Source organism: Streptomyces justiciae (genome assembly GCF_015163075.1).
In the GTDB taxonomy this organism is placed as follows: Bacteria; Actinomycetota; Actinomycetes; order Streptomycetales; family Streptomycetaceae; genus Streptomyces; species Streptomyces justiciae.
This window is the reverse complement of sequence record NZ_JADDXU010000003.1, coordinates 594,277-620,587: the sequence shown is the minus strand read 5'-3', so window position 1 is coordinate 620,587 and position 26,311 is coordinate 594,277. Positions and strand designations below refer to the sequence as shown.

Sequence of the window (26,311 nt, the reverse complement as noted above, 5' to 3'; positions counted from 1 at the left end):
AGGGAGCAACCGGAATGGGTTCGGTTCGCGTAGCCATCGTCGGTGTGGGCAACTGCGCCGCGTCGCTGGTTCAGGGAGTCGAGTACTACAAGGACGCCGACCCGGCGACCAAGGTGCCTGGACTGATGCACGTCCAGTTCGGCGACTACCACGTCGGTGACGTCGAGTTCGTCGCCGCCTTCGACGTCGACGCGAAGAAGGTCGGCCTCGACCTCTCGGACGCCATCGGTGCCAGCGAGAACAACACCATCAAGATCTGCGACGTCCCGAACAAGGGCGTCACGGTCCAGCGCGGTCACACGCTCGACGGTCTCGGCAAGTACTACCGCATGACCATCGAGGAGTCCGCCGAGGAGCCGGTCGACGTCGTCCAGGTCCTGAAGGACAAGCAGGTCGACGTTCTCGTCTGCTACCTGCCGGTCGGCTCCGAGGACGCGGCGAAGTTCTACGCCCAGTGCGCCATCGACGCCAAGGTCGCCTTCGTCAACGCCCTCCCGGTCTTCATCGCCGGCACCAAGGAGTGGGCCGACAAGTTCACCGAGGCCGGTGTCCCGATCGTCGGTGACGACATCAAGTCGCAGGTCGGCGCCACCATCACGCACCGTGTGATGGCGAAGCTGTTCGAGGACCGCGGTGTCCGCCTCGAGCGCACGATGCAGCTCAACGTCGGCGGCAACATGGACTTCAAGAACATGCTGGAGCGCGACCGCCTCGAGTCCAAGAAGATCTCGAAGACGCAGGCCGTCACCTCGCAGATCCCCGACCGCGAGCTGGGCGAGAAGAACGTCCACATCGGTCCCTCGGACTACGTGGCCTGGCTCGACGACCGCAAGTGGGCCTACGTCCGCCTCGAGGGCCGCGCCTTCGGTGACGTCCCGCTGAACCTGGAGTACAAGCTCGAGGTCTGGGACTCCCCGAACTCCGCGGGTGTCATCATCGACGCCCTGCGCGCCGCGAAGATCGCCAAGGACCGCGGCATCGGCGGCCCGATCCTGTCGGCGTCCTCCTACTTCATGAAGTCCCCGCCGGTCCAGTACTTCGACGACGAGGCCTTCGCCAACGTCGAGAAGTTCATCAAGGGCGAGGTCGAGCGCTAAAGCTCACCACCGCTCAAAAACGCTCCTGCCAGGGCTGTGTCGAGGGTCCCCGGGTTGTACCGCCCGGGGACCCTTCCCTTGTGTGAGGCTGTGCCCCATGGCCGTCGTACGTGACCTGCGCGTCCTGCTCCGCTTCCAGGGCTTCAGACGCCTTCTCGCCGTACGCCTGCTCTCCCAGGGCGCCGACGGCGTCTTCCAGGTCGCGCTCGCCGCGTACGTCGTCTTCTCCCCGGAAAAACAGACCTCGGCCGCCGCCATCGCCTCCGCCATGGCCGTCCTGCTGCTCCCCTACTCCCTGGTCGGCCCCTTCGCCGGCGTCCTGCTGGACCGCTGGCGCCGCCGCCAGGTCTTCCTCTACGGCAACTTGGTGCGCGCGGCGATGGCGTCGGCGACCGCAGTCCTGATGGTCAGCCACGCCCCGGACTGGCTCTTCTACGTCTCCGCCCTGTGCGTCACCGCCGTCAACCGCTTCGTCCTGTCCGGCCTGTCCGCCGCGCTGCCCCGCGTGGTCGACGACGAACGGCTGGTCGTCGCCAACTCCCTCTCCCCGACCGCCGGTACGCTCGCGGCAACCGCGGGCGGTGGACTCGCCTTCGTCGTACGCCTGGTCGTGGCCGACTCCGACGCGGCCGTCGTGCTCCTCGGGGCGGCCCTGTACCTGTGCGCGGCGCTGGCATCACTGCGCATCGCAAAAGAACTGCTGGGCCCCGACCCCGCGTTGGTACGCCCCGGCCTCACCGCGGCCCTCGCCGGCACCGCCCGCGACCTGACCGCGGGCGTCCGCCACCTCGCCGGGAAACCACGTCGGGAAGCCGCCTGGGCGCTCGCCGCGATGACGCTGATGCGCTTCTGCTACGGCGCCCTGCTCGTCATGCTGCTGATGCTGTGCCGGTACGAGTTCTCCTCCACCACCGACGACGGACTCGCCCTGCTGGGGCTGGCGTTGGGCATCTCGGGCGCGGGCTTCTTCGTGGCTGCCGTGGTGACACCGTGGGCGGCGGGGCGTCTCGGCCCGGGCCGCTGGATCGTGGTGTGCGCGGCGTCGGCCGCGATCCTGGAGCCCGCCCTGGGCCTCCCCTTCGCCGTCGCGCCGATGCTCGTCGCCGCATTCGTCCTGGGCCTGATCACCCAGGGCGCGAAGATCGCGACGGACACCCTCGTCCAGTCCTCGGTCGACGACGCCTTCCGGGGCCGGATCTTCTCCGTCTACGACGTCCTCTTCAACATCGCCTTCGTCGGAGCAGCCGCGGTGGCCGCCCTGATGCTGCCGCCGGACGGGCGCTCTGTGGTGTTGGTGGTCACAGTGGCCGTTATCTACGGGGCAGTTGCTGTGGTTATGGCCCACTTTGAACGCCAGTAAGTGTCACATCAATGACACAGAGTCCCCCTGGGGTACAGGGGTGTCAGTGGGTCCCGGTAACTTACGTGCGTCTTACTCGCGCCTCATTGCGCATCACTCACCCATGTTCTAGGGGGACCCCCAAGTGTCTACTCCGCCGCCCCAGGGCCAGAACCCGTTCGCCCAGGGCCAGCAGCCCTACGGCCAGCCCCAGGCCCAGGCCCCGTACCCGCCCCAGGACGGCAACCCCTACGCCCAGGGCCAGCAGCCGGGCTTCCCGCAGCAGGCCGGCGTCCCGTACGCGCCGGTCCCGCCGGAGCAGCCGAAGCGCAAGCTGAGCTTCAAGACGATCAAGAACATCGTCATCGTCGTGGCCGTCGCCGGTATCGCCATCGGCGGCTACATCTCCAGCCGTGACGACGCCAACACCGCAGCGGTCGGCGACTGCATGCACCGCGGCAGCAGCGACGACAACAACCCGGACCTCGAGGTCGTCGACTGCACCTCCTCGAAGGCCCAGTACACGGTGCTGGCGAAGATCGAGGGCACGTTCAGCGGTACTCTCGCCGAGACCAAGTGCGCGGCCGAGGCCAAGGACTTCCAGTACGTCTACACCGAGTCCGGTGACGGCACTGACTTCCTGCTCTGCCTGAAGGACAAGTAGTAGGTCCTGCGGCACCGCAGACACCACGAGGGGCGACGTTTCACGTGAAACGTCGCCCCTCGATGCTTTCCAGGGGTCATGTTTCACGTGAAACATGACCCCGTTTTCACAGACTCAGCTCTGCTCGGCCCACCACTCCTTGAGTGCCGCGGCCGCGGCCTCCTCGCCCATCGGGCCGTTCTCCAGGCGCAGTTCCAGCAGGTGCTTGTACGCGCGGCCGACTGCCGGGCCAGGGGCGACGCCGAGGATCTGCATGATCTGGTTGCCGTCCAGGTCCGGGCGGATGGCGTCCAGTTCCTCCTGCTCCTGGAGTTGGGCGATGCGCTCCTCCAGGCCGTCGTACGCACGCGAAAGCGCCGTCGCCTTGCGCTTGTTGCGGGTCGTGCAGTCGGAGCGAGTCAGCTTGTGGAGGCGGTCGAGGAGCGGGCCGGCGTCACGGACGTAACGGCGGACCGCGGAGTCCGTCCACTCGCCCGTGCCGTAGCCGTGGAAGCGCAGGTGGAGTTCGACCAGGCGTGAGACGTCCTTCACCAGGTCGTTGGAGTACTTCAACGCCGTCATGCGCTTCTTGGTCATCTTCGCGCCGACCACCTCGTGGTGGTGGAAGGAGACCCGACCGTCCTTCTCGAAGCGCCGTGTGCGCGGCTTGCCGATGTCGTGGAGGAGAGCGGAGAGGCGGAGGACCAGGTCGGGGCCGTCCTCCTCCAGGGCCATCGCCTGCTCCAGGACGATCAGCGTGTGGTCGTAGACGTCCTTGTGGCGGTGGTGCTCGTCACGCTCCAGGCGCAACGCCGGCAGCTCGGGCAGGACGTGGTCCGCGAGGCCCGTGTCGACCAGCAGGGTCAGGCCCTTGCGCGGGTGCGCGGACAGGATCAGCTTGTTCAGCTCGTCCCGGACCCGCTCGGCCGAGACGATGTCGATGCGCCCGGACATCTCCTTCATGGCGTCTACGACCTCGGAGGCCACTTCGAAGTCCAGCTGCGCGGCGAAGCGCGCCGCTCGCATCATCCGCAGCGGGTCGTCCGAGAAGGACGCCTCAGGCGTGCCCGGCGTGCGCAGCACCCGTGCCGCCAGGTCCTCCAGACCGCCGTGCGGGTCGATGAACTCCTTCTCCGGCAGAGCCACGGCCATCGCGTTCACCGTGAAGTCACGCCGGACGAGGTCCTCCTCGATGGAGTCGCCGTACGACACCTCGGGCTTGCGCGACGTCCGGTCGTACGCCTCCGACCGGTAGGTCGTCACCTCGATCTGGTAGCCGTCCTTCTGCACACCCACCGTGCCGAAGGCGATCCCGACCTCCCACACGGCGTCCGCCCACGGGCGCACGATCTTCAGTACGTCCTGAGGGCGGGCGTCGGTCGTGAAGTCCAGGTCGTTGCCGAGCCGGCCGAGCAGCGCGTCCCGGACCGAGCCGCCGACCAGGGCGAGAGAGAACCCGGCCTCCTGGAAACGGCGGGCAAGGTCGTCGGCGACAGGGGCGACCCGCAGCAGTTCACTGACCGCGCGGTGCTGCACCTGGCTCAGGGCGCTGGGCTTGTCTTCGTTGGCGTTCGGCACAACAGAAAAGGGTACGTGGCCCCGGCGACCCGGAGCGCCCCGATTAATCGCGAGCGCCTCCGACAGGCGCCTCCATCAAATCTGCACAGCCCCGTACGCAGGTCGGTACAGAGGAAGCGTCTGCCGGACGTACTGATTCGCTCCCCTTTATACGCACACATACAGGACGGCCCGGCCCTGTTTCCCGATCTTGTGGAGCAGACCGCGGCACTTCCCCTCAGCGCGCATCGTTACCATGCGTGGACGCACATTGCGACGACCACTGACGACCACTGACGACGAGGGACGGGCGAGCGCGTGGCCGAGGCGGCAGACTTCCAGGGGATGAGTCCCTCACCTGCCCGCCGGTGGCTGCGGCGCACGGGAGCACTGCTCGCCGGAGCGCCTCTGCTGGCCGGTCTGCTCCAGCTGCCCGCCGCCGCGCCCGCGAGCGCCGCGTCCGGCTCCAGCACCGTGTCCGTGGACATCAACACGCTCACGCCCAGCGTCCCCACGGACGGCGACACGGTGACCGTGTCCGGCACCGTGACCAACGACAGCAAGCAGACGGTCACGGACGCCCAGGTGGATCTGCGCGTCGGCCCCGAGCTCAGCACCCGCTCGGACGTCGACAGCGTCGCGCAGCGCGCCGATTTCCAGCCGGGACTCGACGGAACGATCGTCGGCGGCAAGTACGTCAAGAAGTTCGCCAAGCTGACGCCCGGCGTCGCCCAGAGCTTCAGCATCGCCGTTCCGGTCGACGAGCTGGACCTCGGCTCGGACGGCGTCTACCAGCTCGGCGTCTCCCTGACCGGTCAGACCTCCGCGCAGCAGTGGCAGCAGGTCCTCGGCATCCAGCGGACGTATCTGCCCTGGCAGCCCGAAGGCGCCGACACCCAGACGAAGACGACGGTCCTGTGGCCGCTGATCTCCACCGCCCACATGACGGCCGAGACGGGGTCGAACGCGGAGCAGACGCCGGTCTTCCTCAACGACGACCTGGCCAAGGAGATCTCGCCGGGCGGCCGGCTGGAGCAGATGCTGTCGCTGGGCAAGGCCCTCGACGTCACCTGGGTGATCGACCCGGACCTGCTCGCCTCCGTCGACGCGATGACAGGTGCCTATCGCGTCGAGTCCGGCACCGGCACGGTGGCGGGTACGCACCAGGCGGTGGCCAAGCAGTGGCTGGCCGACCTTCAGGACGCGGTGACCGACAAGGAGGTCGTCGCCCTTCCGTTCGCCGACCCGGACCTCGCCTCACTCGCCCACAACGGCACCACCGTCAGCGGCTCCCTGAGCCACCTCAAGGACGCCACCGACGTCGCGGCCACCACGGTGCAGACGGTGCTCCACGTGACACCCGACACCGACTTCGCCTGGCCCGTGAACGGCGCCGTCGACCCGTCGATCGTCAAGGTCGCCACCTCCGCGGGCGCCGACAAGGTGATCGCGCGCAGCGACAGCCTCGAAGAGACCGCCGGGCTGCCGTACACGCCCTCCGCCGCCCGCCCCATCGGCGGCGGCACCACCGCGGTGGTCGCGGATGCGCGGCTGTCCACGGCGTTCCAGGGCGACCTGACCTCGGCCTCCGCGTCCACCCTCGCCGTGCAGAAGTTCCTCGCCTCGAGCCTGGCGCTGAACCAGCAGGTGGACAAGGAGCGCAGCATCGTCGTCGCCCCGCAGCGGACGCCGACCGCGAGCCAGGCGCAGGCGATGGCCGCGGCAGTGGCCGCCCTCCAGGGCGGGGAGTGGACGCAGACCCAGACCCTGGCGTCGGCGGCCGCCGCCAAGCCGGACGCGAGCGCCACCACCAAGGTCCCGCCGGCCTCCGCCTACCCCGCCAAGCTGCGCAAGCAGGAGCTGTCGAAGCCGTCCTTCGAGCAGATCGCGGCGGTGCAGGACAAGCTCGACAAGTTCAAGGTGATCCTCACCGACCAGTCCCGCGTGGTGACCCCCTTCGGGCGGGCCATGAACCGTGAGATGTCGACGTCGTGGCGCGGCCGTGCCGCCGAGGCGCAGAGCTACCGCGACGGCGTGCGGAACTACCTCGACAGCCTGACCAACCAGGTCAAGCTGATCGACAAGTCCGAGGTCAAGCTCTCCGGGCGCAGCGCCACGATCCCCGTGACCGTGCAGAACAACCTGGTGCAGGGCGTCGACCACCTCGTCCTGCGGCTCACCTCCACGAGCCCGACCCGTCTGAAGATCGGCGACGATGACTACGAGGAACAGCGGGTCACCGTCAACGGCGGACACAGCCAGACGGTGAAGTTCACCACCTCGGCCCAGGCCAACGGCCAGGCGAAGGTGGTCGCCCAGCTGTTCACCGAGGACGGCCAGGCGTACGGCGATCCCGTCCGGTTCGACGTGAAGGTCACCGAGTTCACGGCCACCGTGATGCTGGTCATCGGCGGCGGCTTCCTCCTTCTCGTCCTCGCCGGTTTCCGGATGTACAAGCAGCGCAAGCGCGCCGCCCAGCGGGAGGCCGAGGAGGCCGGCTCGGACGGTCCCGAGGAGGCCGGGGAGCCGGCGGACGGCCCGGAGAACCCGGAAGGGCCCGAAGACCGTCTCACGGAGGAGTCCGGCACCCGGCCCGGGGCAGACGACCCGGAGCAGCCGAGTGACCCGACACCGGACACCGCAGCGGAAAGCACCGACCCGTCCGGCACGGGTGAGAGAGTGGACCGTTGAGGATGTCGTGGCCGGTGGGCCCGGGACGATGAGGTGGGGTAACCATGAACGCGCCGTACGACGGTGACCGCGGCCAGGCCGCGGGCAGCTCGGGCCACCCCGAGGGCCCGCCGCCCGAGCACGGCCAGGTACCGCCGCAGCCACCCGCGGACATGTACCTCCAGGACGCCTATGCCCAGGACCCCTACCGGGCCCAGGACATCTCCGCCCAGGACCCGGTCGCCGAGGCGCTCTACGACCGCGCCGCGCACCCCCCGCCGCCTCCGGGCACGTACCAGCCGCAGCAACCGCTGTACGCCCAGCCCCAGCAGTCCCCGTACGCCCCCGACCCGCACGTGTGGGCCCAGACCCCGGCGCCCGAGCCGGACGGCGCGACCCAGTACCTGCCGTACGGCGACGACCCGCGCACCACGCAGTACGTGGGCGTCGACGACCTCGTCACGCACTCCGCCGAGGAGCGCCACGAGCCGGACGCGTTCGCGCACCTCTTCCGGGACCAGCAGCAGGGCGGCGGCCAGCAGCCGTACCAGCCCCCGTCGGTACCGGCTCCGTCCCCGGCGCCGGTACCGGGCGCCGAGCCGCCCATGCCGCCGTCCGCGGACAGGACAATGAACCTGGGCACGGCACCCGTACCCCCTCCGGCATCGCCGGCTCCGGCGGCGGCTTCCGCGAAGAAGGGCGGGAAGGCCGGCGGCCTGCTGAAGTCGAGCGCGGTGATGGCGGCGGGCACGATGGTGTCGCGGCTCACCGGATTCGTGCGCTCCGCCATGATCGTCTCCGCGCTGGGTCTCGGCCTCCTCGGTGACTCCTTCCAGGTCGCCTACCAACTGCCGACGATGATCTACATCCTGACCGTCGGTGGCGGCCTCAACTCCGTTTTCGTGCCTCAGCTCGTGCGGGCCATGAAGGACGACGAGGACGGCGGCGAGGCATACGCGAACCGTCTGCTGACCCTGGTGATGGTCGCGCTCGCCGCACTCACGGCCCTCGCGATGTTCGCGGCTCCTCTCCTGGTCCGCGCGCTGTCCGCGAAGGTCGCCAATGACCCGGCGGCCAATGAGGTGGCCATCACCTTCACCCGTTACTTCCTGCCCTCGATCTTCTTCATGGGCGTCCATGTGGTGATGGGTCAGATCCTCAACGCCCGCGGCCGCTTCGGCGCGATGATGTGGACCCCGGTCCTGAACAACATCGTCATCATCGTGACGCTCGGCATGTTCCTGTGGGTCTACGGCACCTCGGAGCGCTCCGGGATGGAGGTCACGAACATCCCGCCCGAGGGCCAGCGGCTCCTCGGCGTCGGTGTTCTGCTCGGCCTGGTCGTCCAGTCCCTGGCGATGATCCCCTACCTGCGCGAGACCGGCTTCCGCCTGCGGCTCCGCTTCGACTGGAAGGGCCACGGTCTCGGCAAGGCCGCGATGCTCGCCAAGTGGACGATCCTGTTCGTCCTCGCCAACCAGGCGGGCGCGCTCGTGGTCACCCAGCTGTCCACCGCCGCCGGCTTCGACTCCGGTGTCAAGGGCACCGGCTTCGCCGCCTACGCGAACGCCCAGCTGATCTGGGGCCTGCCGCAGGCCATCATCACGGTCTCTCTGATGGCAGCCCTGCTGCCGCGCATCTCCCGCTCAGCCGCGGAGGACGACAGCGGAGCCGTCCGCGACGACATCTCGCAGGGCCTGCGCACCACGGCCGTCGCGATCGTCCCCGTCGCCTTCGGGTTCGTCTCCCTGGGCATCCCGATGTGCACCCTGATCTTCGGTTCCTCGGGTGCCGACCAGGCCACCAACATGGGCTACATGCTGATGGCCTTCGGCCTCGGCCTGATCCCGTTCTCCGTGCAGTACGTCGTCCTTCGCGCGTTCTACGCCTACGAGGACACCCGAACCCCCTTCTACAACACGGTCATCGTGGCGGCCGTCAACGCCGCCGCCTCCGCCGTCTGCTACTTCGTCATCCCGGCACGCTGGGCGGTCGTCGGCATGGCAGCCTCGTACGGCCTCGCCTACGCGGTTGGCGTCGGTGTCGCCTGGAGCCGCCTGCGCAAGAAGCTGGGCGGCGACCTGGACGGCGCCCGCGTGATGCGGACCTACGCCAGGCTCTGCATCGCCTCCGTACCGGCCGCGATCCTCAGCGGCGCCGCCTGCTACGGCATCGCGCATGTCCTCGGCCAAGGCGTCATCGGTTCCTTCGCCGCTCTGATCGTCGGCGGAGCCGTCCTGCTCGGGATCTTCTTCGTGGCCGCCCGGAAGATGCGTATCGAGGAGCTGAACTCCCTGGTCGGCATGGTGCGCGGACGGCTGGGGCGCTGATAAGGGGGTACGCGCACAACCATCGTCCGCCACCGTGTGTCGTGCATAGCGGCGGACTGTGGGCACAATTGGTTTCGGCGTCGGACGGCGCGCACGGATGTCGGTCGGCGCGCAACGAATGGGGAGGCAGGAACGACGGTGGCGGAACGGAGCACGGCTGCCGTCGACGTGGCAGACAACAGCGGCGACGAGCCGCTGACCGCAGAGGCGGACCAGTCCACGGCCGACGGGGTGGCCACTAACCGGGAGCGGGACACGGACATCGACGAGGCACAGGGGAGTGGCGGGACCGAGGGTCCCGGGAAGGCCTCACCGCCCGAGCTGCACAGCGGCCACAAGCTCGCCAGACGCTACCGGCTCGAGGAGTGCGTCACCCGGCTGGACGGGTTCAGCAGCTGGCGTGCGGTCGACGAGAAGCTCCGTCGCGCCGTCGGTGTGCACATCCTGCCCGCAGACCACGCGCGAGCCCGTTCCGTGCTGGCCGCGGCCCGTTCGTCCGCGCTGCTCGGTGACCCGCGCTTCGTCCAGGTCCTGGACGCCGTCGAGGAGAACGACCTCGTCTACGTGGTCCACGAGTGGCTGCCCGACGCCACCGAGCTGACCGCCCTCCTGGCCCCCGGGCCGCTGGAGCCGCACGACGCCTACCAGATGGTCAGTCAGGTCGCCTCCGCCATGGCCGCCGCCCACCGCGAAGGGCTTGCGCATCTGCGCCTGAACCCGAACGCGGTCCTGCGGACCTCCAGCGGCCAGTGGCGCATCCGCGGCCTCGCCGTGAATGCCGCGCTGCGCGGCATCACGTCCGAGACCCCGCAGCGCACGGACACCGAGGCCATCGGCGCCCTGCTGTACGCGGGCCTGACCCAGCGCTGGCCGTACGAGAACGACGCCTACGGTCTGTCCGGGCTGCCCAAGGACATCGGGCTGATCCCGCCCGACCAGGTGCGTGCGGGTGTCCACCGCGGCCTGTCCGAGCTGTCGATGCGCGCGCTCGTCAACGACGGCGCCACCGCCTCACGCCACGAATCCGCGTGCACCACGCCGGAGGAACTGGTGAAGGCGATCGGCGAGATGCCCCGCATCCGCCCGCCGGAGCCAGCGTTCACCGCGCCGCCCGAGTACCAGCGCACGACGTACCAGCAGGGCACGTACGGCCGCCCGGCGCCCCATCCCGGCGTCACCCAGCCGCTGCCGCCTCCTCCGCCGCCGCTGCAGAGCCGCACCGGCAAGGCCCTGAAGTGGGCCGTGTCGGCGCTCCTCATCGCCGCGCTGGGCCTGGGCAGCTGGCAGTTGGCGGACGCCCTCATGGAGCAGAACAACAAGTCCGACGACACCAACCAGACGCAGACGACGGACGACAACGACAAGAGCGGCGACAAGACCAAGCCGGTCAAGACGCTCAGCATCGCCGGTGCCCAGGAGTACGTCGCCAGCGGTGACGCACAGGCTCCGGACGATGTGCAGCTGACGTACGACGGCAAGAGCTCCACGTACTGGCGTACCAAGCGCTACAACGAGGGCCCGACGCTCGCTCCGTACAAGCCCGGCGTGGGAATCGTCTACGACCTCGGTTCGGCGCAGAAGATCTCGACGGCGTCGATAGGGCTCCGGTATCCGGGCGATCACACGACCGTGAAGCTCTACGCCACCGACTCCCTGTCCCCCTCGACCGGGGTCGACGGGATGACAGAGATCGGAACCGCTACCACGAGCGGAACCTCTCTCACGGTGAAGGCTTCCAAGTCGGTCAAGACGCAGTACGTGCTGTTGTGGATCACCGCTGTACCGAGCGCACCCTCGGACGGCTACAGCAGCGCCGGCTACAAGCAGGCGGTCACCGACGTGACGTTCAAGGGCTGAGCGCACCGCATCCCAGGGGAGGGGGTCCGATGGCAGATGGCACCGCATACGGCGACGCAAGCGATCAGGACCTCCTCGCCGCTCACGTGGACGGCGATCCCGACGCGTTCGGCGAGCTCGTAAGACGTCACCGTGATCGGCTCTGGGCCGTGGCCCTCCGCACGCTCGGGGACCGCGAGGAAGCCGCTGACGCCGTCCAGGACGCCCTGGTCTCCGCCTACCGCGCCGCGCACACCTTCCGGGGCCAGTCGGCGGTCACGACGTGGCTGCACCGCATCACGGTGAACGCCTGTCTCGACCGTGCCCGCAAGGCCGCCTCCCGTAAGACCTCACCGGTCGACGACACCGAGCGCCTGGAACAGCTCCTGGAGCCCCACGAGGAGGCTTCGGCGCCGGCGGAGCGCAACGATCTGCACCGCCAGCTGCTGGAGGCACTCGGCACGCTGCCGCACGACCAGCGGGCCGCGCTCGTCCTGGTGGACATGCAGGGATACCCGGTCGCCGAGGCCGCCCGCATGCTCGACGTGCCGACCGGCACGGTGAAGAGCCGCTGTGCCCGCGGCCGGGCCAGACTCCTCCCCCTCCTCACTCATCTGCGGCCGGAAAACACCGGTGACAGCAGAGAACCGGGCAGGGGACGGAACCGGGTGCACGGGACATCCGTCCCACCGGCAGCGGGATCCCCTGACCCGGGGCCCCATGAGACAGGTCCAGGCGATTCAGCTGCTGTGACGGGCGGAGGTGGGCGAGCGTGACATCCACGACAGACGCGGCCGGGCACCCGGACGTCGCGGAGCTCTCCGAGCTCACCGAGGGCCTGCTCACGCCGACCCGCAGCGCGGACGTACGACGACATCTGGACGAGTGCGAGCTCTGCGCCGACGTGCACGCCTCGCTGGAGGAGATCCGGGGCCTGCTCGGCTCGCTGCCTGGTCCGCCGCGCATGCCCGACGACGTCGCAGGCCGTATCGACGCCGCTCTCGCTGCCGAGGCTCTGCTCAGCGCGACAGCTCCCGAGCCCGCCGATGCTTCCGGCTCCGATCACACCACCGACCTTGTTGCCCCCGCACTCGCCGGTACGCATGTTTCACGTGAAACATCGGCGTCGGCGGACCGTCCCGCAGGCCACGCCCGTGCCTCCAGCACCGGCCCCGGCCGCAAGGGCCGTTCCCGCGGCGGGCGACGCAGGATCGCCGTGCTGGGGACCGTGTTCACGGTCGCCGCCCTCGGACTCGGTTCTGTGCTGCTGTCGTCCTTCAACGACGGCAAGCCGTCCGACCCCACCGCGCAGGCCGACGCCTTCTCCGGCAAGAAGGTCGAGACCCAGGTCTCCGAGCTTCTGGCGCAGGGTGCCGGTGAGGGTTCCCGGTCCCCTCGCAGTCTCGGGGCGAACACCGTGCCCGAGAACCACCTCAAGAACCAGCCCCTGCCACAGGTTCCTGCTTGTGTGCTGAAAGGCATCGGTCGCGACGACACGGCTCTGGCCGCCAAGAAGGGCACCTACGACGGAGATCCGGCCTACCTCGTGTTGATGCTCAACGCGAAGGACACCAGCCGAGTCGACGCCTACGTGGTCGACGCCGGCTGTGAGAAGGACCCGTCCTCCTCCGCGAAGGTTCTGCTGACGCACTCCTACGCGCGTTCCGCGCACTGACGCTTCGTCTCTCTCCGGCGTGGTATCCCGTACGGTGGCGCCTCTCCGTGTGCCCGGACACACCGGGAATGCGCGCCCCGTAGGATCCGTTGGGTGGGGTGAGAGTTCTGAGAGGGGCTCCCACCGGTCGTACTGACGCAGTCCAGAGACGAGGAACCAAGCCGTGAGCGACGTCCGTAACGTGATCATCATCGGCTCCGGGCCCGCCGGCTACACGGCGGCGCTCTACACCGCGCGCGCGTCGCTGAAGCCGCTGGTGTTCGAGGGCGCCGTCACCGCAGGTGGTGCGCTGATGAACACCACCGAGGTGGAGAACTTCCCGGGCTTCCAGGACGGCATCATGGGCCCCGAGCTCATGGACAACATGCGCGGCCAGGCCGAGCGTTTCGGCGCGGAGCTCGTCCCGGACGACATCGTCAGCGTCGACCTCACGGGTGAGATCAAGACCGTCACGGACACGGCGGGCACGGTCCACAAGGCGAAGGCCGTCATCGTCGCCACCGGCTCGCAGCACCGCAAGCTCGGCCTGCCGAACGAGGACGCGCTCTCCGGCCGCGGTGTCTCGTGGTGCGCCACCTGTGACGGGTTCTTCTTCAAGGACCAGGACATCGCCGTGATCGGTGGCGGTGACACCGCGATGGAGGAGGCCACCTTCCTCTCGCGCTTCGCCAAGTCCGTGACGATCGTCCACCGTCGCGACACCCTGCGTGCCTCCAAGGCCATGCAGGAGCGTGCCTTCGCCGACCCGAAGATCAAGTTCGTGTGGGACAGCGAGGTCGCCGAGATCCAGGGTGACCCGAAGCTGGCCGGCCTGAAGCTGCGCAACCTCAAGACCGGCGAGCTGTCGGACCTGGCGGTGACCGGCCTGTTCATCGCGATCGGCCACGACCCGCGCACCGAGCTCTTCAAGGGCCAGCTCGACCTCGACGAGGAGGGCTACCTGAAGGTCGCCGCGCCCTCCACGCGGACGAACGTCACCGGTGTCTTCGCCGCCGGCGACGTGGTCGACCACACCTACCGCCAGGCGATCACCGCGGCCGGCACCGGCTGTTCCTCCGCCCTCGACGCCGAGCGCTACCTCGCCGCCCTGGCGGACGAGGAGCAGGCGGAGCCCGAGAAGACCTCTGTCTGATCCCCTCCCATCCACCACCCCACGCACAAGAGTTAAGGAGCCCGCCGTGGCCGGCACCCTGAAGAACGTGACCGACGACTCCTTCGAGCAGGACGTCCTCAAGAGCGACAAGCCCGTCCTGGTGGACTTCTGGGCTGCCTGGTGCGGCCCGTGCCGCCAGATCGCTCCGTCCCTCGAGGCGATCGCCGCCGAGTACGGCGACAAGATCGAGATCGTGAAGCTCAACATCGACGAGAACCCGGGTACGGCCGCCAAGTACGGCGTCATGTCCATCCCGACCCTGAACGTCTACCAGGGTGGCGAGGTCGCCAAGACCATCGTCGGCGCGAAGCCGAAGGCCGCCATCGTGCGCGACCTCGAGGACTTCATCGCCGAGTGACGTTCTGAGCCATCGAGTCGATGGCACATGTTTCACGTGAAACACGACTGGGCCGGCCCGAGAGGGCCGGCCCATCGTCGTCAGAGGGGACGGAGAGCGGGCTCCTTCTGCACCGCGCCCAAAAGGCGGTCCAGCGCCATCTCCACGTCTTCCTTCCAGGAGAGCGTCGTACGCAGCTCCAGCCTCAGTCGTGGGTGCAGGGGGTGCGGGCGCACCGTCTTGAAGCCCACCGCCAGCAGATGGTCGGCGGGCAGCACACAGGCCGGTTCCTTCCAACGGGCGTCCCCGAAGGCCTCGATGGCCTTGAAGCCCCGTCGCAGCAGATCCTTGGCCACCGTCTGGACCATCACCCGCCCCAGTCCCTGCCCCTGGTACCCCGGCATGATGAACGCCGTCATCAACTGCACGGCGTCGGGTGAGACGGGGCTCGTGGGAAACGCCGTCGAGCGCGGGACGTAGGCCGGAGGGGCGTACAGCACGAAACCCACCGGCACGTCGTCGACGTAGACGACCCGGCCGCACGATCCCCAGTCCAACAGGACGGCGGAGATCCAGGCTTCCTTCTCCAGGGCGGCTGTGCCCCCTCTTACCGCGGCTTCACCGCTGACTGGGTCCAACTCCCAGAAGACACACGAGCGACAGCGCTGGGGAATGTCCTGAAGGTTGTCCAGCGTGAGCGGTACGAGCCGACGCCCCATGAAGGCTGTTCCTCGCTTCCCTCGCCCGCGGCATCGCGGGCGGCTGTCAGAGCGCTCCGTTCCCGGAGCAGGCTGCCGACGAAGCCGCCGACCGCGCCCAGTCCCAGACCCGCGCTCACCAGTCCGCTGCGGCTCACCGTTCGCATGACACCTGCCTCCCCTGAGAGGTGCTGCCGGGTGGATGCGCCGTACCCGCTCGCATCGTATCCACGATGTGATGGCATCGACACCGCATGAAAGCAAAGAGCGGGCTGTGTCCGGTCCCTGCCGAACTCAGCCCGCTCTGCCGTGGAACACGGCCCGCTCTCCTGACCGACGGACGCTCTCGCACCGTCGGCCGGACGATCAGTCCTCCGAGTCCTCGGAGTCGCCGTCCAGAAGGCTCTTCTGAAGGACCGGCCCCTCGCCCGGGGCGAGCGTGCCGAGAATTCGCTCGAGGTCCTCCATGGAGGCGAACTCGACCGTGATCTTGCCCTTCTTCTGACCCAGGTCGACCTTCACCCGCGTCTCGAAGCGGTCCGAGAGACGGCCCGCCAGGTCGCTCAGCGCCGGAGAGACCCGGGTACCGGCCCGCGGGCCCTTGGCACGCTGAGCCGTCTGCGGACGCGACCCCATGAGGGTCACGATCTCCTCGACGGCACGCACCGAGAGCCCCTCGGCCACGATCCGGTGGGCGAGGCGGTCCTGCTCCTCCGAGTCCTCGACCGAGAGCAGCGCCCGCGCATGCCCGGCGGAGAGCACCCCGGCGGCCACCCGTCGCTGAACGGCCGGGGAGAGCTTCAGCAGACGCAGGGTGTTGGAGACCTGCGGGCGGGACCGGCCGATGCGGTCCGCCAGCTGGTCGTGCGTGCAGTTGAAGTCCTTCAGGAGCTGGTCGTAGGCGGCGGCCTCTTCCAGCGGGTTCAGCTGCGCCCGGTGCAGGTTCTCCAGAAGGGCGTCCAGGAGGAGCTTGTCGTCCTCCGTCGCCCGCACGATCGCCGGGATGGCCTCCAGGCCCGCCTCACGGCTGGCCCGCCAGCGCCGCTCGCCCATGATGAGCTCGTAGCGGGCGTGACCCACCTGGCGTACGACGACCGGCTGGAGGAGACCGACCTCCTTGATGGAGGTGACCAGTTCCTGCAGGGCGTCCTCGTCGAAGACCTCACGCGGCTGGCGCGGGTTCGGCGTGATGGAGTCGAGAGGGAGCTCGGCGAAGTGGGCACCGACCGGAGACGCGAGCGTCTCCACGGCACCGTTCAGCGACGGCTCCTCCGTTTCATGTGAAACAGGCGGCAGCGTGGCCACCTTCGCCGCCGCCACCCCACGGTCGGTCGTCAGCACCGGAACAGCTGCCGGGGACGCGGAACCCGCGCCACCCATCGCGGCCGGAGCCGGCGTCTTCTCCGTCGGGGCAGCGGGGATCAGTGCGCCGAGACCACGGCCCAAACCCCTCCGTCGCTCGCTCACTGAATGCCCTCCACCATGCTCGGGTTGCTCTGGGCGCCGATGTGGGCCTGGGTCGGGTCATAGCTGACGCCCACGCCCTTCAGCGCGATTTCGCGTGCCGCCTCAAGATAGGAGAGGGCACCGCTCGATCCTGGATCGTAAGTCAGCACCGTCTGCCCATAGCTCGGCGCCTCCGAAATACGGACCGAGCGGGGAATGCTCGTCCGCAGCACCTCGTCACCGAAGTGGGTGCGCACCTCTTCCGCGACCTGGGACGCGAGCCGCGTCCGGCCGTCGTACATGGTGAGCAGGATCGTCGAGACATGCAGGGCGGGGTTGAGGTGCCCTCGCACCAGGTCGACGTTGCGCAGCAGCTGACCCAGCCCCTCCAGCGCGTAGTACTCGCACTGGATCGGGATGAGGACCTCGGCTCCGGCGACCAGAGCGTTGACCGTCAGCAGGCCGAGCGAAGGCGGGCAGTCGATGAGGATGTAGTCCAGGGGGTGCTCGTACGCCTGGATCGCGCGCTGGAGACGGCTCTCACGTGCCACCAGCGACACCAGCTCGATCTCCGCACCGGCGAGATCGATGGTGGCGGGCGCACAGAAAAGCCCCTCGACATCCGGGACCGGCTGAACGACCTCGGCCAGCGGCTTACTGTCGATCAACACGTCATAGATGGACGGCACTTCGGCGTGATGGTCGATCCCCAGGGCCGTGGACGCATTGCCCTGCGGGTCCAGATCGATCACAAGGACCCGGCCACCGTGTACAGCCAGCGAAGCAGCGAGGTTGACGGTTGTCGTCGTCTTGCCCACGCCGCCCTTCTGGTTGGCGACAACGATGACACGCGTCTGCTCAGGCCGCGGCAGACCCTCGCCGGCGCGGCCCAGAGCCTCTACCGCCAGCTGGGCAGCGCGACCGATGGGAGTGTCGTCCATCGGGGGCGGTGTTTCACGTGAAACATCGTCCCCGATCGACTCGGTACGGGGACCGGGGACCGGATCGGTCATCGGTCCCGCGATGTTGGCGTCGGACCGCAAGGATTCACTCTCCTCGACTTCAGGCTCGCAATGAACAGAGCCTCCCATGTCTTCGGGGTCGTGAACCAGTGAGGCCTGGCGTTCTGTGGAGAAATCCACCTCTGTGGACAACTCCCTTACCTCTCCGAGTGACCCGAGAGGCTTCCGGTCGCGCGGTTCGGCCGCGGCGCGGCCACGGCTGATGATGCCGTGCAGGAGTGAGCGACGTTTCACGTGAAACACGATGCACAGCAGCGGAGAGCGAACTGCCGCGACACTCCGGCATGCGTAGGTTTGGCAGCTTGTGTGGAGTACGTCTCGTCGTCAGGACGGATCAGCGAAGCCGAGGCATCAGCCACCTGTCCGCGACGTCGAGACGTCGATCACCTATCCGCGACGACGGCGCGCACGTCCCGTACGAGCCGCCTTCGCCCGCTTGGCCGCGAAGCGCACTCCGCCGGGGCTCTCCCCGACCTCGACTCGCACGACCGTGGAAAGGGGATCCACGACTCCCTCACCCACCTGAAGGACAGACGTCTCCACGGCACCCAGCTTGCTCAGCGCAGTGGACGCCGCCTTGAGTTCCTCCTCGGCGGTGTCGCCCTTGAGGGCGAGCATCTCGCCGTACGGGCGCAGCAGCGGAATGCCCCAGGTGGCCAGCCGGTCCAGCGGAGCCACGGCCCGTGCCGTCACCACGTGCACCGGCGGCAGCTTGCCCATGACCTCCTCGGCACGGCCCCGCATGACGGTCACATGGTCCAGGCCGAGCAGTTCCACGACCTCGGTCAGGAAGGTCGTACGCCGCAGCAGAGGCTCCAGGAGCGTGATCTTCAGGTCGGGCCGTACCAGCGCCAGGGGGATGCCCGGGAGGCCGGCACCCGAGCCGACGTCGCAGACGGTCACGCCCTCGGGGACGACCTCAGAGAGCACCGCGCAGTTCAACAGGTGCCGTTCCCACAGCCGGGGCACCTCACGCGGGCCGATCAGACCGCGCTGCACGCCCGCCTCAGCGAGCAGCTCCGCGTACCGGACCGCGTCCGCGTAGCGATCACCAAACACCGTGCGCGCCTGCTCGGGCGCAGGGGGGAGCTCCGCTGCCTCCGTCACGGGGACCGTCCTTCCGTACCGCGATGGGCGCTCACGGCGCCGATCACCACAACCACCAGAACTATCAGGCTGACAAAGTTCGGCCCCGTCTGCCGGGCAGACGGGGCCGGAGGAACCTACGGTCCGATCAGGCGGGCAGTACGACGACGAAGCGCTGCGGCTCCTCGCCCTCGGACTCGCTGCGCAGACCGGCGGCCTTGACGGCGTCGTGGACGACCTTGCGCTCGAACGGCGTCATCGGCTTGAGCTTCACGGGCTCGCCACTGCTCTTGACCTCGGCGGCGGCCTTGGCGCCCAGCTCGGAGAGCTCGGCACGCTTCTTGGCCCGGTAGCCCGCGATGTCCAGCATCAGACGGCTGCGGTCGCCGGTCTCCCGGTGCACGGCCAGGCGCGTGAGCTCCTGGAGGGCCTCGAGCACCTCACCGTCCCGGCCGACCAGCTTCTGCAGGTCGCGGCTGCCGGCGTCGCTGATGATCGAGACAGCGGCGCGGTCGGCCTCGACGTCCATGTCGATGTCGCCGTCGAGATCGGCGATGTCCAGCAGACCCTCGAGGTAGTCCGCCGCGATCTCGCCCTCCTGCTCCAGGCGGGTCAGGGTGTCTGCACCCTCGGCAGCGGCGGAGGTGGTGCCTTCCGTCACGGGTTGGACTCCTTCTTACTTCTTGGACGGGGACTTGGGCCGCTGCGGGCCCTTGCGCTGTCCGGACTGGGCCTTGCTGCGGGTACCGGCGCCGGGCTGCTGCTTCTGAGCGGCCTTCTTGGCGGGGGTGGCGGGCTTGGCGTCTTCGGGCTCGTCGGACTTGCTGAGCGAGACGGACTCGTCGGCCGACTTGGCCGCACCGGTGGTGCCGGAGGCGCCACCCGACTGCCGCTGCGACTTGCTCTGCCGCTTGGGCTGCTGACGCTTCGGAGTGCCGGTGCCACCGGCGGTCGGCGTACCGTCCTCGGCCTGGGCGGCGGCCTGGCTCTCGCTCTTGATCACGGCGCCGTCGGCCTGGGCGGCGAGACCCGCCTTGCTCAGGGCGTTGATGAACTTGCGCTCGAACTCGTTGCGGTCACGGCCCTTGGCGACGATCGCCTTGACGATGGTCTTCTCGCTGCGGCGGCGGACCTTGCCGTGGTGCGTGACGTGCTTGGTCAGACGCTCCAGGTAGGCGGCCTGAGCCTTGGAGCCCGGGGTCGGGTTGTTGTGGATGACGTACATCTGCTGGCCCATGGTCCACACGTTGGTGGTCAGCCAGTAGACGAGGACACCGACCGGGAAGTTGATGCCGAAGACGGCGAACATGACCGGGAAGACGTACATCAGCATCTTCTGCTGCTGCATGAACGGCGTCTTCACCGTGGTGTCGACGTTCTTCGTCATCAGCTGGCGCTGGGTGAAGAACTGCGAGGCCGACATCAGGACGATCATGACCGCGGTGACGATGCGGACCGTGGTCAGCGAGGCGTCGAGGGCGGCGACGTCGGCGGAGCTGTCGGTGAACTTCGCCGCCAGCGGGGCACCGAAGATGTGCGCCTTCTGGGCGCTCGCCAGCAGGCTCTCGTTGATGACACCGATGGTGTCGTTGTTCGCGATGCCGTTGAGCACGTGGTACAGGGCGAAGAAGAACGGCGACTGCGCCAGGATGGGAAGGCACGAGGAGAGCGGGTTGGTGCCCGTCTCCTTGTACAGCTTCATCATCTCTTCGGACTGGCGCTGCTTGTCGTTCTTGTAGCGCTCCTGGATCTTCTTCATCTCGGGCTGGAGCGTCTGCATGGCCCGCGTCGACTTGATCTGCTTCACGAAGAGCGGGATCAGGCAGATACGGATCAGGATCACCAGGGACACGATCGACAGGCCCCAGGCCCAGCCGGTGTCAGGGCCGAAGATGGCGCCGTACACCTTGTGGAACTGGACGATGACCCAGGAGACGGGTGTCGTGATGAAGCTGAACAGGCTGGCAATCGTGTCCACTAATCATGCTCCTTGGGCATGGGACGGAGTCTCTGCGGCCGGGCTCGAAGGAGGATTCTCTTCGGTGGTCGAAGAGGGATTCTCCTCGGTGGCCGTTTCGGCGGCGGAGGGCCCGCCCCTGCGTGCACGCCAGGCGTCACGCAGCATTTCGTGCCACCGCGGGCGCTTGCGGGGCGGGACATGGTCCACGCCTCCCAGCGACCACGGATTGCAGCGCAGGATGCGCCAGGCGGTGAGCGCCGTGCCCTTGATCGCACCGTGCCGGTCGATGGCCGTGTAGCCGTAGTGGGAGCACGACGGGTAGTACTTGCACACGGGCCCCAGCAGCGGACTGATCGTCCACTGGTACAGCTTGATCAGAGCCAGCAGCGGGTACTTCATCGCGCGCCCCCTCCCAGTAGCCGCTCGATGGCGGCATCCAGGTCTCGGGCCAGCTGTGCATGGTCGGCGTCACCCGCACCGGGCAGCGCTCGTACGACTACCAGGCTACCGGGGGGCAGCAGGTCGACCCGGTCGCGCATCAGATGGCGAAGCCTGCGCTTCACCTTGTTGCGCACCACCGCACCGCCCACAGCCTTGCTCACGACGAAACCCGCACGCGTCGGGGGAGCGCTCTCCCCAGGCGCGTGCGGGTCCGTTGCACCGCTACGAAGATGGACTACGAGGTGCGGGCGTCCTGCCCGGCGTCCTCGTCGTACCGCGGTCGCGAAGTCCTCGCGCCGCCTCAGCCGGTTCTCGGTGGGCAGCACGACGGCATGACCTGACCGGAATCAGGCGGACAGGCTGGCGCGACCCTTGGCACGGCGGTTCGCGAGAATCGCGCGACCGGCACGGGTGCGCATCCGCAGGCGGAAGCCGTGGGTCTTGGCGCGACGACGGTTGTTCGGCTGGAAGGTGCGCTTGCTCACTCGGGGGCTCCAGAAATCAAATCGGTGGTGGCGGGTGCCGTCCTGGCTGTCACCGTGCGCCCACGAGTAGCTCTCGCTTACGCCCGAGTGCACCGCTTCCCGATCACCTGACGCGATCTGTGCCCATCGGAGGCAGGCGGCAGCAGCCATCGACAACTCGACCTGGTTACGGTACGCGCGGCTACGCCATCCGGTCAAACCAGCCGCCTCCGGGAGACACTATCCACAGCCTGGGGACAACAACTTGAACCGCACCCGTCGCCCTGACTACCGTGGCTGAACTCCGATTCGTTCCTTTGTCCCCCGCGCCCCGCGGTGTAGATCCCGACCCGTCCCACCATCACACGTTCGTGGGACCTGTGAGAGAGCGTGCCCTGTGGCTGACGTACCTGCCGATCTTGCCGCAGTGTGGCCACGAGTACTGGAGCAGCTCCTCGGCGAGGGCCGCGGGCAGGGCGTGGAGGTCAAGGACGAGCACTGGATCCGCCGCTGCCAGCCGCTGGCGCTGGTCGCGGACACCGCCCTGCTCGCCGTACCGAACGAGTTTGCGAAGGGCGTCCTCGAAGGCCGCCTCGCCCCGATCGTCAGCGACACCCTGAGCCGCGAGTGCGGCCGCCCGATCCGTATCGCGATCACCGTCGACGACTCCGCCGGTGAGCCCCCGGCCCCGCCGGCACCCCAGCCCGCGCGCCCCCAGCAGCCGCGTTACGAGGAGCCCGAGCTCCCCGCCGGCCAGTACGACGGCCAGAGCGGCCCGTACGACAACCAGTACGACAACGGCAACCAGTACGAGGGCTACGGCCGCCACCGCGCTGACGACCGCCACCGCGGCGACGACCGCCAGCCGGGCCGCCCCGAGCAGCTCCCCGGCGGCCCCGGCGACCAGCTGCCCAGTGCCCGCCCCGCCTACCCGGGCGAGTACCAGCGCCCCGAGCCCGGCGCCTGGCCCCGGCCGCAGCAGGACGAGTACAGCTGGCAGCAGCCGCGGCTCGGCTTCCCGGAGCGGGACCCGTACGCGACCCCGCCGCCGCAGGAGTCGTACGGCCAGGAGCCCTACCCCAAGGACGCCTACGCCTCGCCCTCGCAGGACTACCGCCCGCAGCCGATGGACCGCCCGTCCTACGACGGCCAGCGCGCGGAGTACGACCAGCCGCGGCGCGACGAGTACGACCAGCCGGGCCCCAGGCGCGACGACTACGACCAGCCGGGGCCGCGCCGGGACGACTACGACCAGGGCGGGCCCCGCCGTGACCTGCCCGAGCCGCCCTCCGGCGGCGGGCACGCGCACCGCGGCGGACCCGGCGGCTCGGCGCTGCCCCCGGCCGGTGGCGCCCCCGGCCCGCTGGCCGCGAAGCCCGCGCCGGCGGCCGGACCCGGTGAGCCCACCGCGCGCCTGAACCCGAAGTACCTCTTCGACACGTTCGTCATCGGCGCCTCCAACCGCTTCGCGCACGCGGCCGCGGTGGCCGTCGCCGAGGCGCCCGCCAAGGCGTACAACCCCCTCTTCATCTATGGGGAGTCGGGGCTCGGCAAGACGCACCTGCTGCACGCGATCGGGCACTACGCGCGGAGTCTGTATCCCGGCACGCGCGTGCGCTACGTGAGCTCGGAGGAGTTCACCAACGAGTTCATCAACTCCATCCGCGACGGCAAGGGCGACAGCTTCCGCAAGCGGTACCGGGAGATGGACATCCTGCTCGTCGACGACATCCAGTTCCTCGCGGACAAGGAGTCGACGCAGGAGGAGTTCTTCCACACGTTCAACACGCTCCACAACGCGAACAAGCAGATCGTGCTCTCCAGCGACCGGCCGCCGAAGCAGCTGGTGACGCTGGAGGACCGGCTGCGGAACCGTTTCGAGTGGGGTCTGATCACCGACGTCCAGCCGCCCGAGCTGGAGACGCGGATCGCGATCCTGCGCAAGAAGGCGGTGCAGGAGCAGCTCAACGCCCCGCCGGAGGTGCTGGAGTTCATCGCCTCCCGCATCTCGCGGAACATCCGTGAGCTGGAGGGCGCGCTGATCCGGGTGACGGCGTTCGCGTCGCTCAACCGGCAGCCGGTGGACCTGGGCCTGACGGAGATCGTCCTCAAGGACCTGATCCCCGGCGGCGAGGACTCGGCGCCCGAGATCACCTCGACGGCGATCATGGGCGCGACGGCGGACTACTTCGGCCTGACCGTCGAGGACCTCTGCGGCACCTCGCGAGGCCGCGCGCTGGTGACCGCCCGGCAGATCGCCATGTACCTGTGCCGCGAGCTGACGGACCTCTCGCTGCCGAAGATCGGCGCGCTGTTCGGCGGCCGCGACCACACGACCGTCATGCACGCGGACCGCAAGATCCGCAATCTGATGGCCGAGCGGCGCTCCATCTACAACCAGGTGACGGAGCTGACGAACCGCATCAAGAACGGCTGACACAGGCGTACTCACGGCGTCCAGGGCGCTCTGGGACACGGTCCCGGGGCGCCCTTCGTCATGCCGCCACGGCCCGGGACGCCGTCTCGGCCGTCACGTCCTCGTAGCCGCATGTTCGATTACCTGCCGGGTTACGGCCTCCCTCCACAGATTCGGCAACTTTCTGCCGTCCACATCCTGGGGACTGCGAAGTTGTCCAGATCGCCGTCCACAGGGGGTCTGTTGAAAGACCATCAGGCCAGGTCAAGTGGTTGTGGATTCGTGGACGAGCGATCTCCACAGACTGTGGACGACGAAAAGATCCACAGGCTGTGCATCGAGTTGTCCACCGGCAACCCACAGGTTGAGCCCGGTTGTCCCCAGCGATCCCCAGCTTCTCCACATGGCTGTCCACTGTTCGGCAACGCGACGCGGCTGCTCACCGTGTCGAGTGAAAGGCGTCACACGAAGGTGCCGGGTTGGGGTGTGGGAAACGTGGGTAAAGCTGGGGACGCAGCTGGGGAGAACTCGGCTCAGCCTGTGCACGGAGTGTGCAGAACTTTCTGTTCTCCACAGACACCCCGAGTTGTCCACCGCCTCCGCCCACAGGACCCGTGGACAAAATTTCCGGGCTGACCTGCGCAAACGCAGTTATCCACGGTATCCACAGCCCCTACTACTACTCCCAACTAGAGAGAGCTGGGAATCCGTTTCGAAGGGGGTCCTGTGCACAACTCGCTGTCCGGCTCCCGACTGCCCCTCGTCACGACTTGACCCCGAGAGGCACCTACTGTCAGTGGGGTGCGTCAGACTGTTCCCCGGTGTCCTTCCCCTCACAGGGGCCGACGACACCGAGACAGACGACGAGGCCAGGCAGAGCGAAGCGCCGGCAACAGCAGGAGGCGGCAACAGTGAAGATCCGGGTGGAACGCGACGTACTCGCGGAGGCAGTGGCCTGGGCGGCACGCAGCCTCCCGGCCCGTCCGCCGGCGCCTGTCCTCGCCGGCCTTCTGCTGAAGGCCGAGGACGGCCAGCTGAGCCTGTCCAGCTTCGACTACGAGGTCTCCGCGCGGGTGAGCGTCGAGGCCGAGGTCGAGGAGGAGGGCACGGTCCTGGTCTCCGGCCGCCTGCTCGCCGACATCTGCCGCGCCCTCCCCAACCGCCCGGTGGAGATTTCCACAGACGGTGTACGGGCGACCGTGGTCTGCGGCTCCTCGCGGTTCACCCTTCACACCCTGCCTGTGGAGGAGTACCCGGCGCTCCCGCAGATGCCGACCGCGACCGGCACCGTCCCCGGTGAGGTCTTCGCCTCCGCCGCCTCCCAGGTCGCCATCGCGGCCGGCCGCGACGACACGCTGCCGGTGCTGACCGGTGTGCGCATCGAGATCGAGGGCGACACCGTCACGCTGGCCTCCACCGACCGCTACCGCTTCGCGGTCCGCGAGTTCCTGTGGAAGCCGGAGAACCCCGAGGCGTCCGCGGTGGCCCTGGTGCCCGCCAAGACCCTCCTGGACACCGCCAAGGCGCTCACGAGCGGCGACAGCGTCACCCTGGCGCTTTCCGGCTCGGGCGCGGGCGAGGGCCTGATCGGTTTCGAGGGCGCGGGTCGGCGTACGACCACGCGTCTGCTCGAGGGCGACCTGCCGAAGTACCGCACGCTGTTCCCGACCGAGTTCAACTCCGTCGCCGTGATCGAGACCGCCCCGTTCGTGGAGGCCGTCAAGCGTGTGGCCCTGGTCGCCGAGCGCAACACCCCGGTGCGGCTGAGCTTCGAGCAGGGCGTGCTGATCCTGGAGGCCGGTTCCAGCGACGACGCACAGGCTGTGGAGCGCGTCGACGCCAACCTCGACGGCGACGACATCTCGATCGCCTTCAACCCGACCTTCCTGCTGGACGGCCTGAGCGCCATCGACTCCCCGGTCGCCCAGCTGTCCTTCACGACGTCGACGAAGCCCGCGCTGCTCAGCGGCAAGCCGGCCCTGGACGCGGAGGCGGACGAGGCCTACAAGTACCTGATCATGCCGGTGCGACTCAGCGGCTGACCGGCTGAGCGACCGGAGTTATCCCCAGGCCGTGGACGACGGTCTCGCGGTCTGGGGAAAATCCGCAGGTGGGGGCGTACGTATGAGCGCGTATGCCCA

The 26,311-nt window shown here is 68.7% G+C and carries 22 protein-coding genes; 12 read left to right on the top strand and 10 right to left on the bottom strand.

The window, feature by feature from the left end:
* Positions 1–14 precede the first annotated feature (14 nt).
* From IQ210_RS11165 to IQ210_RS11155, 3 genes are all read left to right on the top strand, one after another.
* Positions 15–1,097, top strand: coding sequence for an inositol-3-phosphate synthase (locus tag IQ210_RS11165; protein ID WP_194078742.1), 1,083 nt, complete (start codon positions 15–17; stop codon positions 1,095–1,097).
* 97 nt (positions 1,098–1,194) lie between these two features.
* Positions 1,195–2,457: an MFS transporter gene (locus IQ210_RS11160; protein ID WP_194078741.1), complete on the top strand. Its 1,263-nt coding sequence runs from the start codon at positions 1,195–1,197 to the stop codon at positions 2,455–2,457.
* 124 nt (positions 2,458–2,581) lie between these two features.
* Positions 2,582–3,100, top strand: a complete 519-nt coding sequence (locus tag IQ210_RS11155; protein WP_194078740.1) for an LppU/SCO3897 family protein — start codon at positions 2,582–2,584, stop codon at positions 3,098–3,100.
* Positions 3,101–3,214: 114 nt separating this feature from the next.
* Here the strand turns inward: IQ210_RS11155 and IQ210_RS11150 are convergent, their stop codons facing one another.
* Positions 3,215–4,657, bottom strand: a complete 1,443-nt coding sequence (locus IQ210_RS11150; RefSeq protein WP_194078739.1) for a CCA tRNA nucleotidyltransferase — start codon at positions 4,655–4,657, stop codon at positions 3,215–3,217.
* Positions 4,658–4,954: 297 nt separating this feature from the next.
* Here IQ210_RS11150 and IQ210_RS11145 point away from each other — a divergent pair, with 297 nt between their 5' ends.
* The 7 genes from IQ210_RS11145 to trxA all read left to right on the top strand — a co-directional run bounded on the left by IQ210_RS11145 (position 4,955) and on the right by trxA (position 14,658).
* Positions 4,955–7,327 (top strand): DUF6049 family protein, encoded by a 2,373-nt coding sequence (locus IQ210_RS11145; RefSeq protein WP_194078738.1) that lies wholly within the window; start codon positions 4,955–4,957, stop codon positions 7,325–7,327.
* Between the two features lie 44 nt (positions 7,328–7,371).
* Entirely contained in the window at positions 7,372–9,636 is a 2,265-nt protein-coding gene (murJ, locus tag IQ210_RS11140; protein ID WP_194078737.1) for a murein biosynthesis integral membrane protein MurJ, read from the top strand.
* Between the two features lie 138 nt (positions 9,637–9,774).
* Complete coding sequence (locus IQ210_RS11135) at positions 9,775–11,493, top strand: protein kinase family protein (RefSeq protein WP_194078736.1); 1,719 nt, start codon at positions 9,775–9,777, stop codon at positions 11,491–11,493.
* A 29-nt stretch (positions 11,494–11,522) separates the two neighbouring features.
* The gene (gene sigM, locus IQ210_RS11130) at positions 11,523–12,248 is read left to right on the top strand and encodes an RNA polymerase sigma factor SigM (RefSeq protein ID WP_194078735.1); all 726 of its coding nucleotides are present in this window, start codon (positions 11,523–11,525) and stop codon (positions 12,246–12,248) included.
* A complete protein-coding gene (locus IQ210_RS11125) occupies positions 12,245–13,147 on the top strand; it encodes an anti-sigma factor family protein (protein WP_194078734.1) in 903 nt (300 codons plus the stop codon). The genes sigM and IQ210_RS11125 overlap by 4 nt, the downstream gene beginning before the upstream one ends.
* A 163-nt stretch (positions 13,148–13,310) precedes the next feature.
* Entirely contained in the window at positions 13,311–14,279 is a 969-nt protein-coding gene (gene trxB / locus IQ210_RS11120; RefSeq protein WP_059194370.1) for a thioredoxin-disulfide reductase, read from the top strand.
* Between the two features lie 46 nt (positions 14,280–14,325).
* Positions 14,326–14,658, top strand: coding sequence for a thioredoxin (gene trxA, locus IQ210_RS11115; protein WP_007383275.1), 333 nt, complete (start codon positions 14,326–14,328; stop codon positions 14,656–14,658).
* Between the two features lie 80 nt (positions 14,659–14,738).
* Here the strand turns inward: trxA and IQ210_RS11110 are convergent, their stop codons facing one another.
* From IQ210_RS11110 to rpmH, 9 genes are all read right to left on the bottom strand, one after another.
* Complete coding sequence (locus IQ210_RS11110) at positions 14,739–15,356, bottom strand: GNAT family N-acetyltransferase (protein WP_194078733.1); 618 nt, start codon at positions 15,354–15,356, stop codon at positions 14,739–14,741.
* Positions 15,357–15,701: 345 nt separating this feature from the next.
* Positions 15,702–16,802, bottom strand: coding sequence for a ParB/RepB/Spo0J family partition protein (locus IQ210_RS11105; RefSeq protein WP_194078732.1), 1,101 nt, complete (start codon positions 16,800–16,802; stop codon positions 15,702–15,704).
* The gene (locus IQ210_RS11100; RefSeq protein WP_079083284.1) at positions 16,799–17,872 is read right to left on the bottom strand and encodes an AAA family ATPase; all 1,074 of its coding nucleotides are present in this window, start codon (positions 17,870–17,872) and stop codon (positions 16,799–16,801) included. Before IQ210_RS11100 ends, IQ210_RS11105 begins: the two co-directional genes overlap by 4 nt.
* Positions 17,873–18,190: 318 nt before the next feature.
* Positions 18,191–18,910: a 16S rRNA (guanine(527)-N(7))-methyltransferase RsmG gene (gene rsmG, locus IQ210_RS11095; RefSeq protein WP_097266267.1), complete on the bottom strand. Its 720-nt coding sequence runs from the start codon at positions 18,908–18,910 to the stop codon at positions 18,191–18,193.
* Between the two features lie 127 nt (positions 18,911–19,037).
* Complete coding sequence (locus IQ210_RS11090; protein ID WP_079307551.1) at positions 19,038–19,550, bottom strand: Jag family protein; 513 nt, start codon at positions 19,548–19,550, stop codon at positions 19,038–19,040.
* Positions 19,551–19,565: 15 nt separating this feature from the next.
* Positions 19,566–20,867, bottom strand: a complete 1,302-nt coding sequence (gene yidC / locus IQ210_RS11085) for a membrane protein insertase YidC (RefSeq protein ID WP_194078731.1) — start codon at positions 20,865–20,867, stop codon at positions 19,566–19,568.
* Between the two features lie 3 nt (positions 20,868–20,870).
* On the bottom strand, positions 20,871–21,248 hold the full coding sequence (gene yidD, locus IQ210_RS11080) for a membrane protein insertion efficiency factor YidD (protein ID WP_194078730.1): 378 nt from the start codon (positions 21,246–21,248) through the stop codon (positions 20,871–20,873).
* Positions 21,245–21,616, bottom strand: coding sequence for a ribonuclease P protein component (rnpA, locus tag IQ210_RS11075; RefSeq protein ID WP_079083267.1), 372 nt, complete (start codon positions 21,614–21,616; stop codon positions 21,245–21,247). The genes yidD and rnpA overlap by 4 nt, the downstream gene beginning before the upstream one ends.
* 21 nt (positions 21,617–21,637) lie before the next feature.
* On the bottom strand, positions 21,638–21,775 hold the full coding sequence (gene rpmH, locus IQ210_RS11070; protein ID WP_015659252.1) for a 50S ribosomal protein L34: 138 nt from the start codon (positions 21,773–21,775) through the stop codon (positions 21,638–21,640).
* Positions 21,776–22,151: 376 nt separating this feature from the next.
* On the opposite strand from rpmH, the gene dnaA reads away from it, so the two are divergent.
* Both dnaA and dnaN read left to right on the top strand, forming a co-directional pair.
* On the top strand, positions 22,152–24,191 hold the full coding sequence (gene dnaA / locus IQ210_RS11065) for a chromosomal replication initiator protein DnaA (protein ID WP_194078729.1): 2,040 nt from the start codon (positions 22,152–22,154) through the stop codon (positions 24,189–24,191).
* Positions 24,192–25,081: 890 nt separating this feature from the next.
* Complete coding sequence (gene dnaN / locus IQ210_RS11060) at positions 25,082–26,212, top strand: DNA polymerase III subunit beta (RefSeq protein ID WP_194078728.1); 1,131 nt, start codon at positions 25,082–25,084, stop codon at positions 26,210–26,212.
* Positions 26,213–26,311 lie beyond the last annotated feature (99 nt).

Bases quoted from the DNA above. Each gene is read 5' to 3' on its own strand.
- IQ210_RS11165 (WP_194078742.1), top strand. From the start codon at position 15: ATGGGTTCGGTTCGCGTAGCCATCGTCGGTGTGGGCAACTGCGCCGCG.
- IQ210_RS11160 (WP_194078741.1), top strand. From the start codon at position 1,195: ATGGCCGTCGTACGTGACCTGCGCGTCCTGCTCCGCTTCCAGGGCTTC.
- murJ (WP_194078737.1), top strand. From the start codon at position 7,372: ATGAACGCGCCGTACGACGGTGACCGCGGCCAGGCCGCGGGCAGCTCG.
- sigM (WP_194078735.1), top strand. From the start codon at position 11,523: ATGGCAGATGGCACCGCATACGGCGACGCAAGCGATCAGGACCTCCTC.
- IQ210_RS11110 (WP_194078733.1), bottom strand. From the start codon at position 15,356: ATGGGGCGTCGGCTCGTACCGCTCACGCTGGACAACCTTCAGGACATT.
- IQ210_RS11100 (WP_079083284.1), bottom strand. From the start codon at position 17,872: ATGGGAGGCTCTGTTCATTGCGAGCCTGAAGTCGAGGAGAGTGAATCC.
- yidD (WP_194078730.1), bottom strand. From the start codon at position 21,248: ATGAAGTACCCGCTGCTGGCTCTGATCAAGCTGTACCAGTGGACGATC.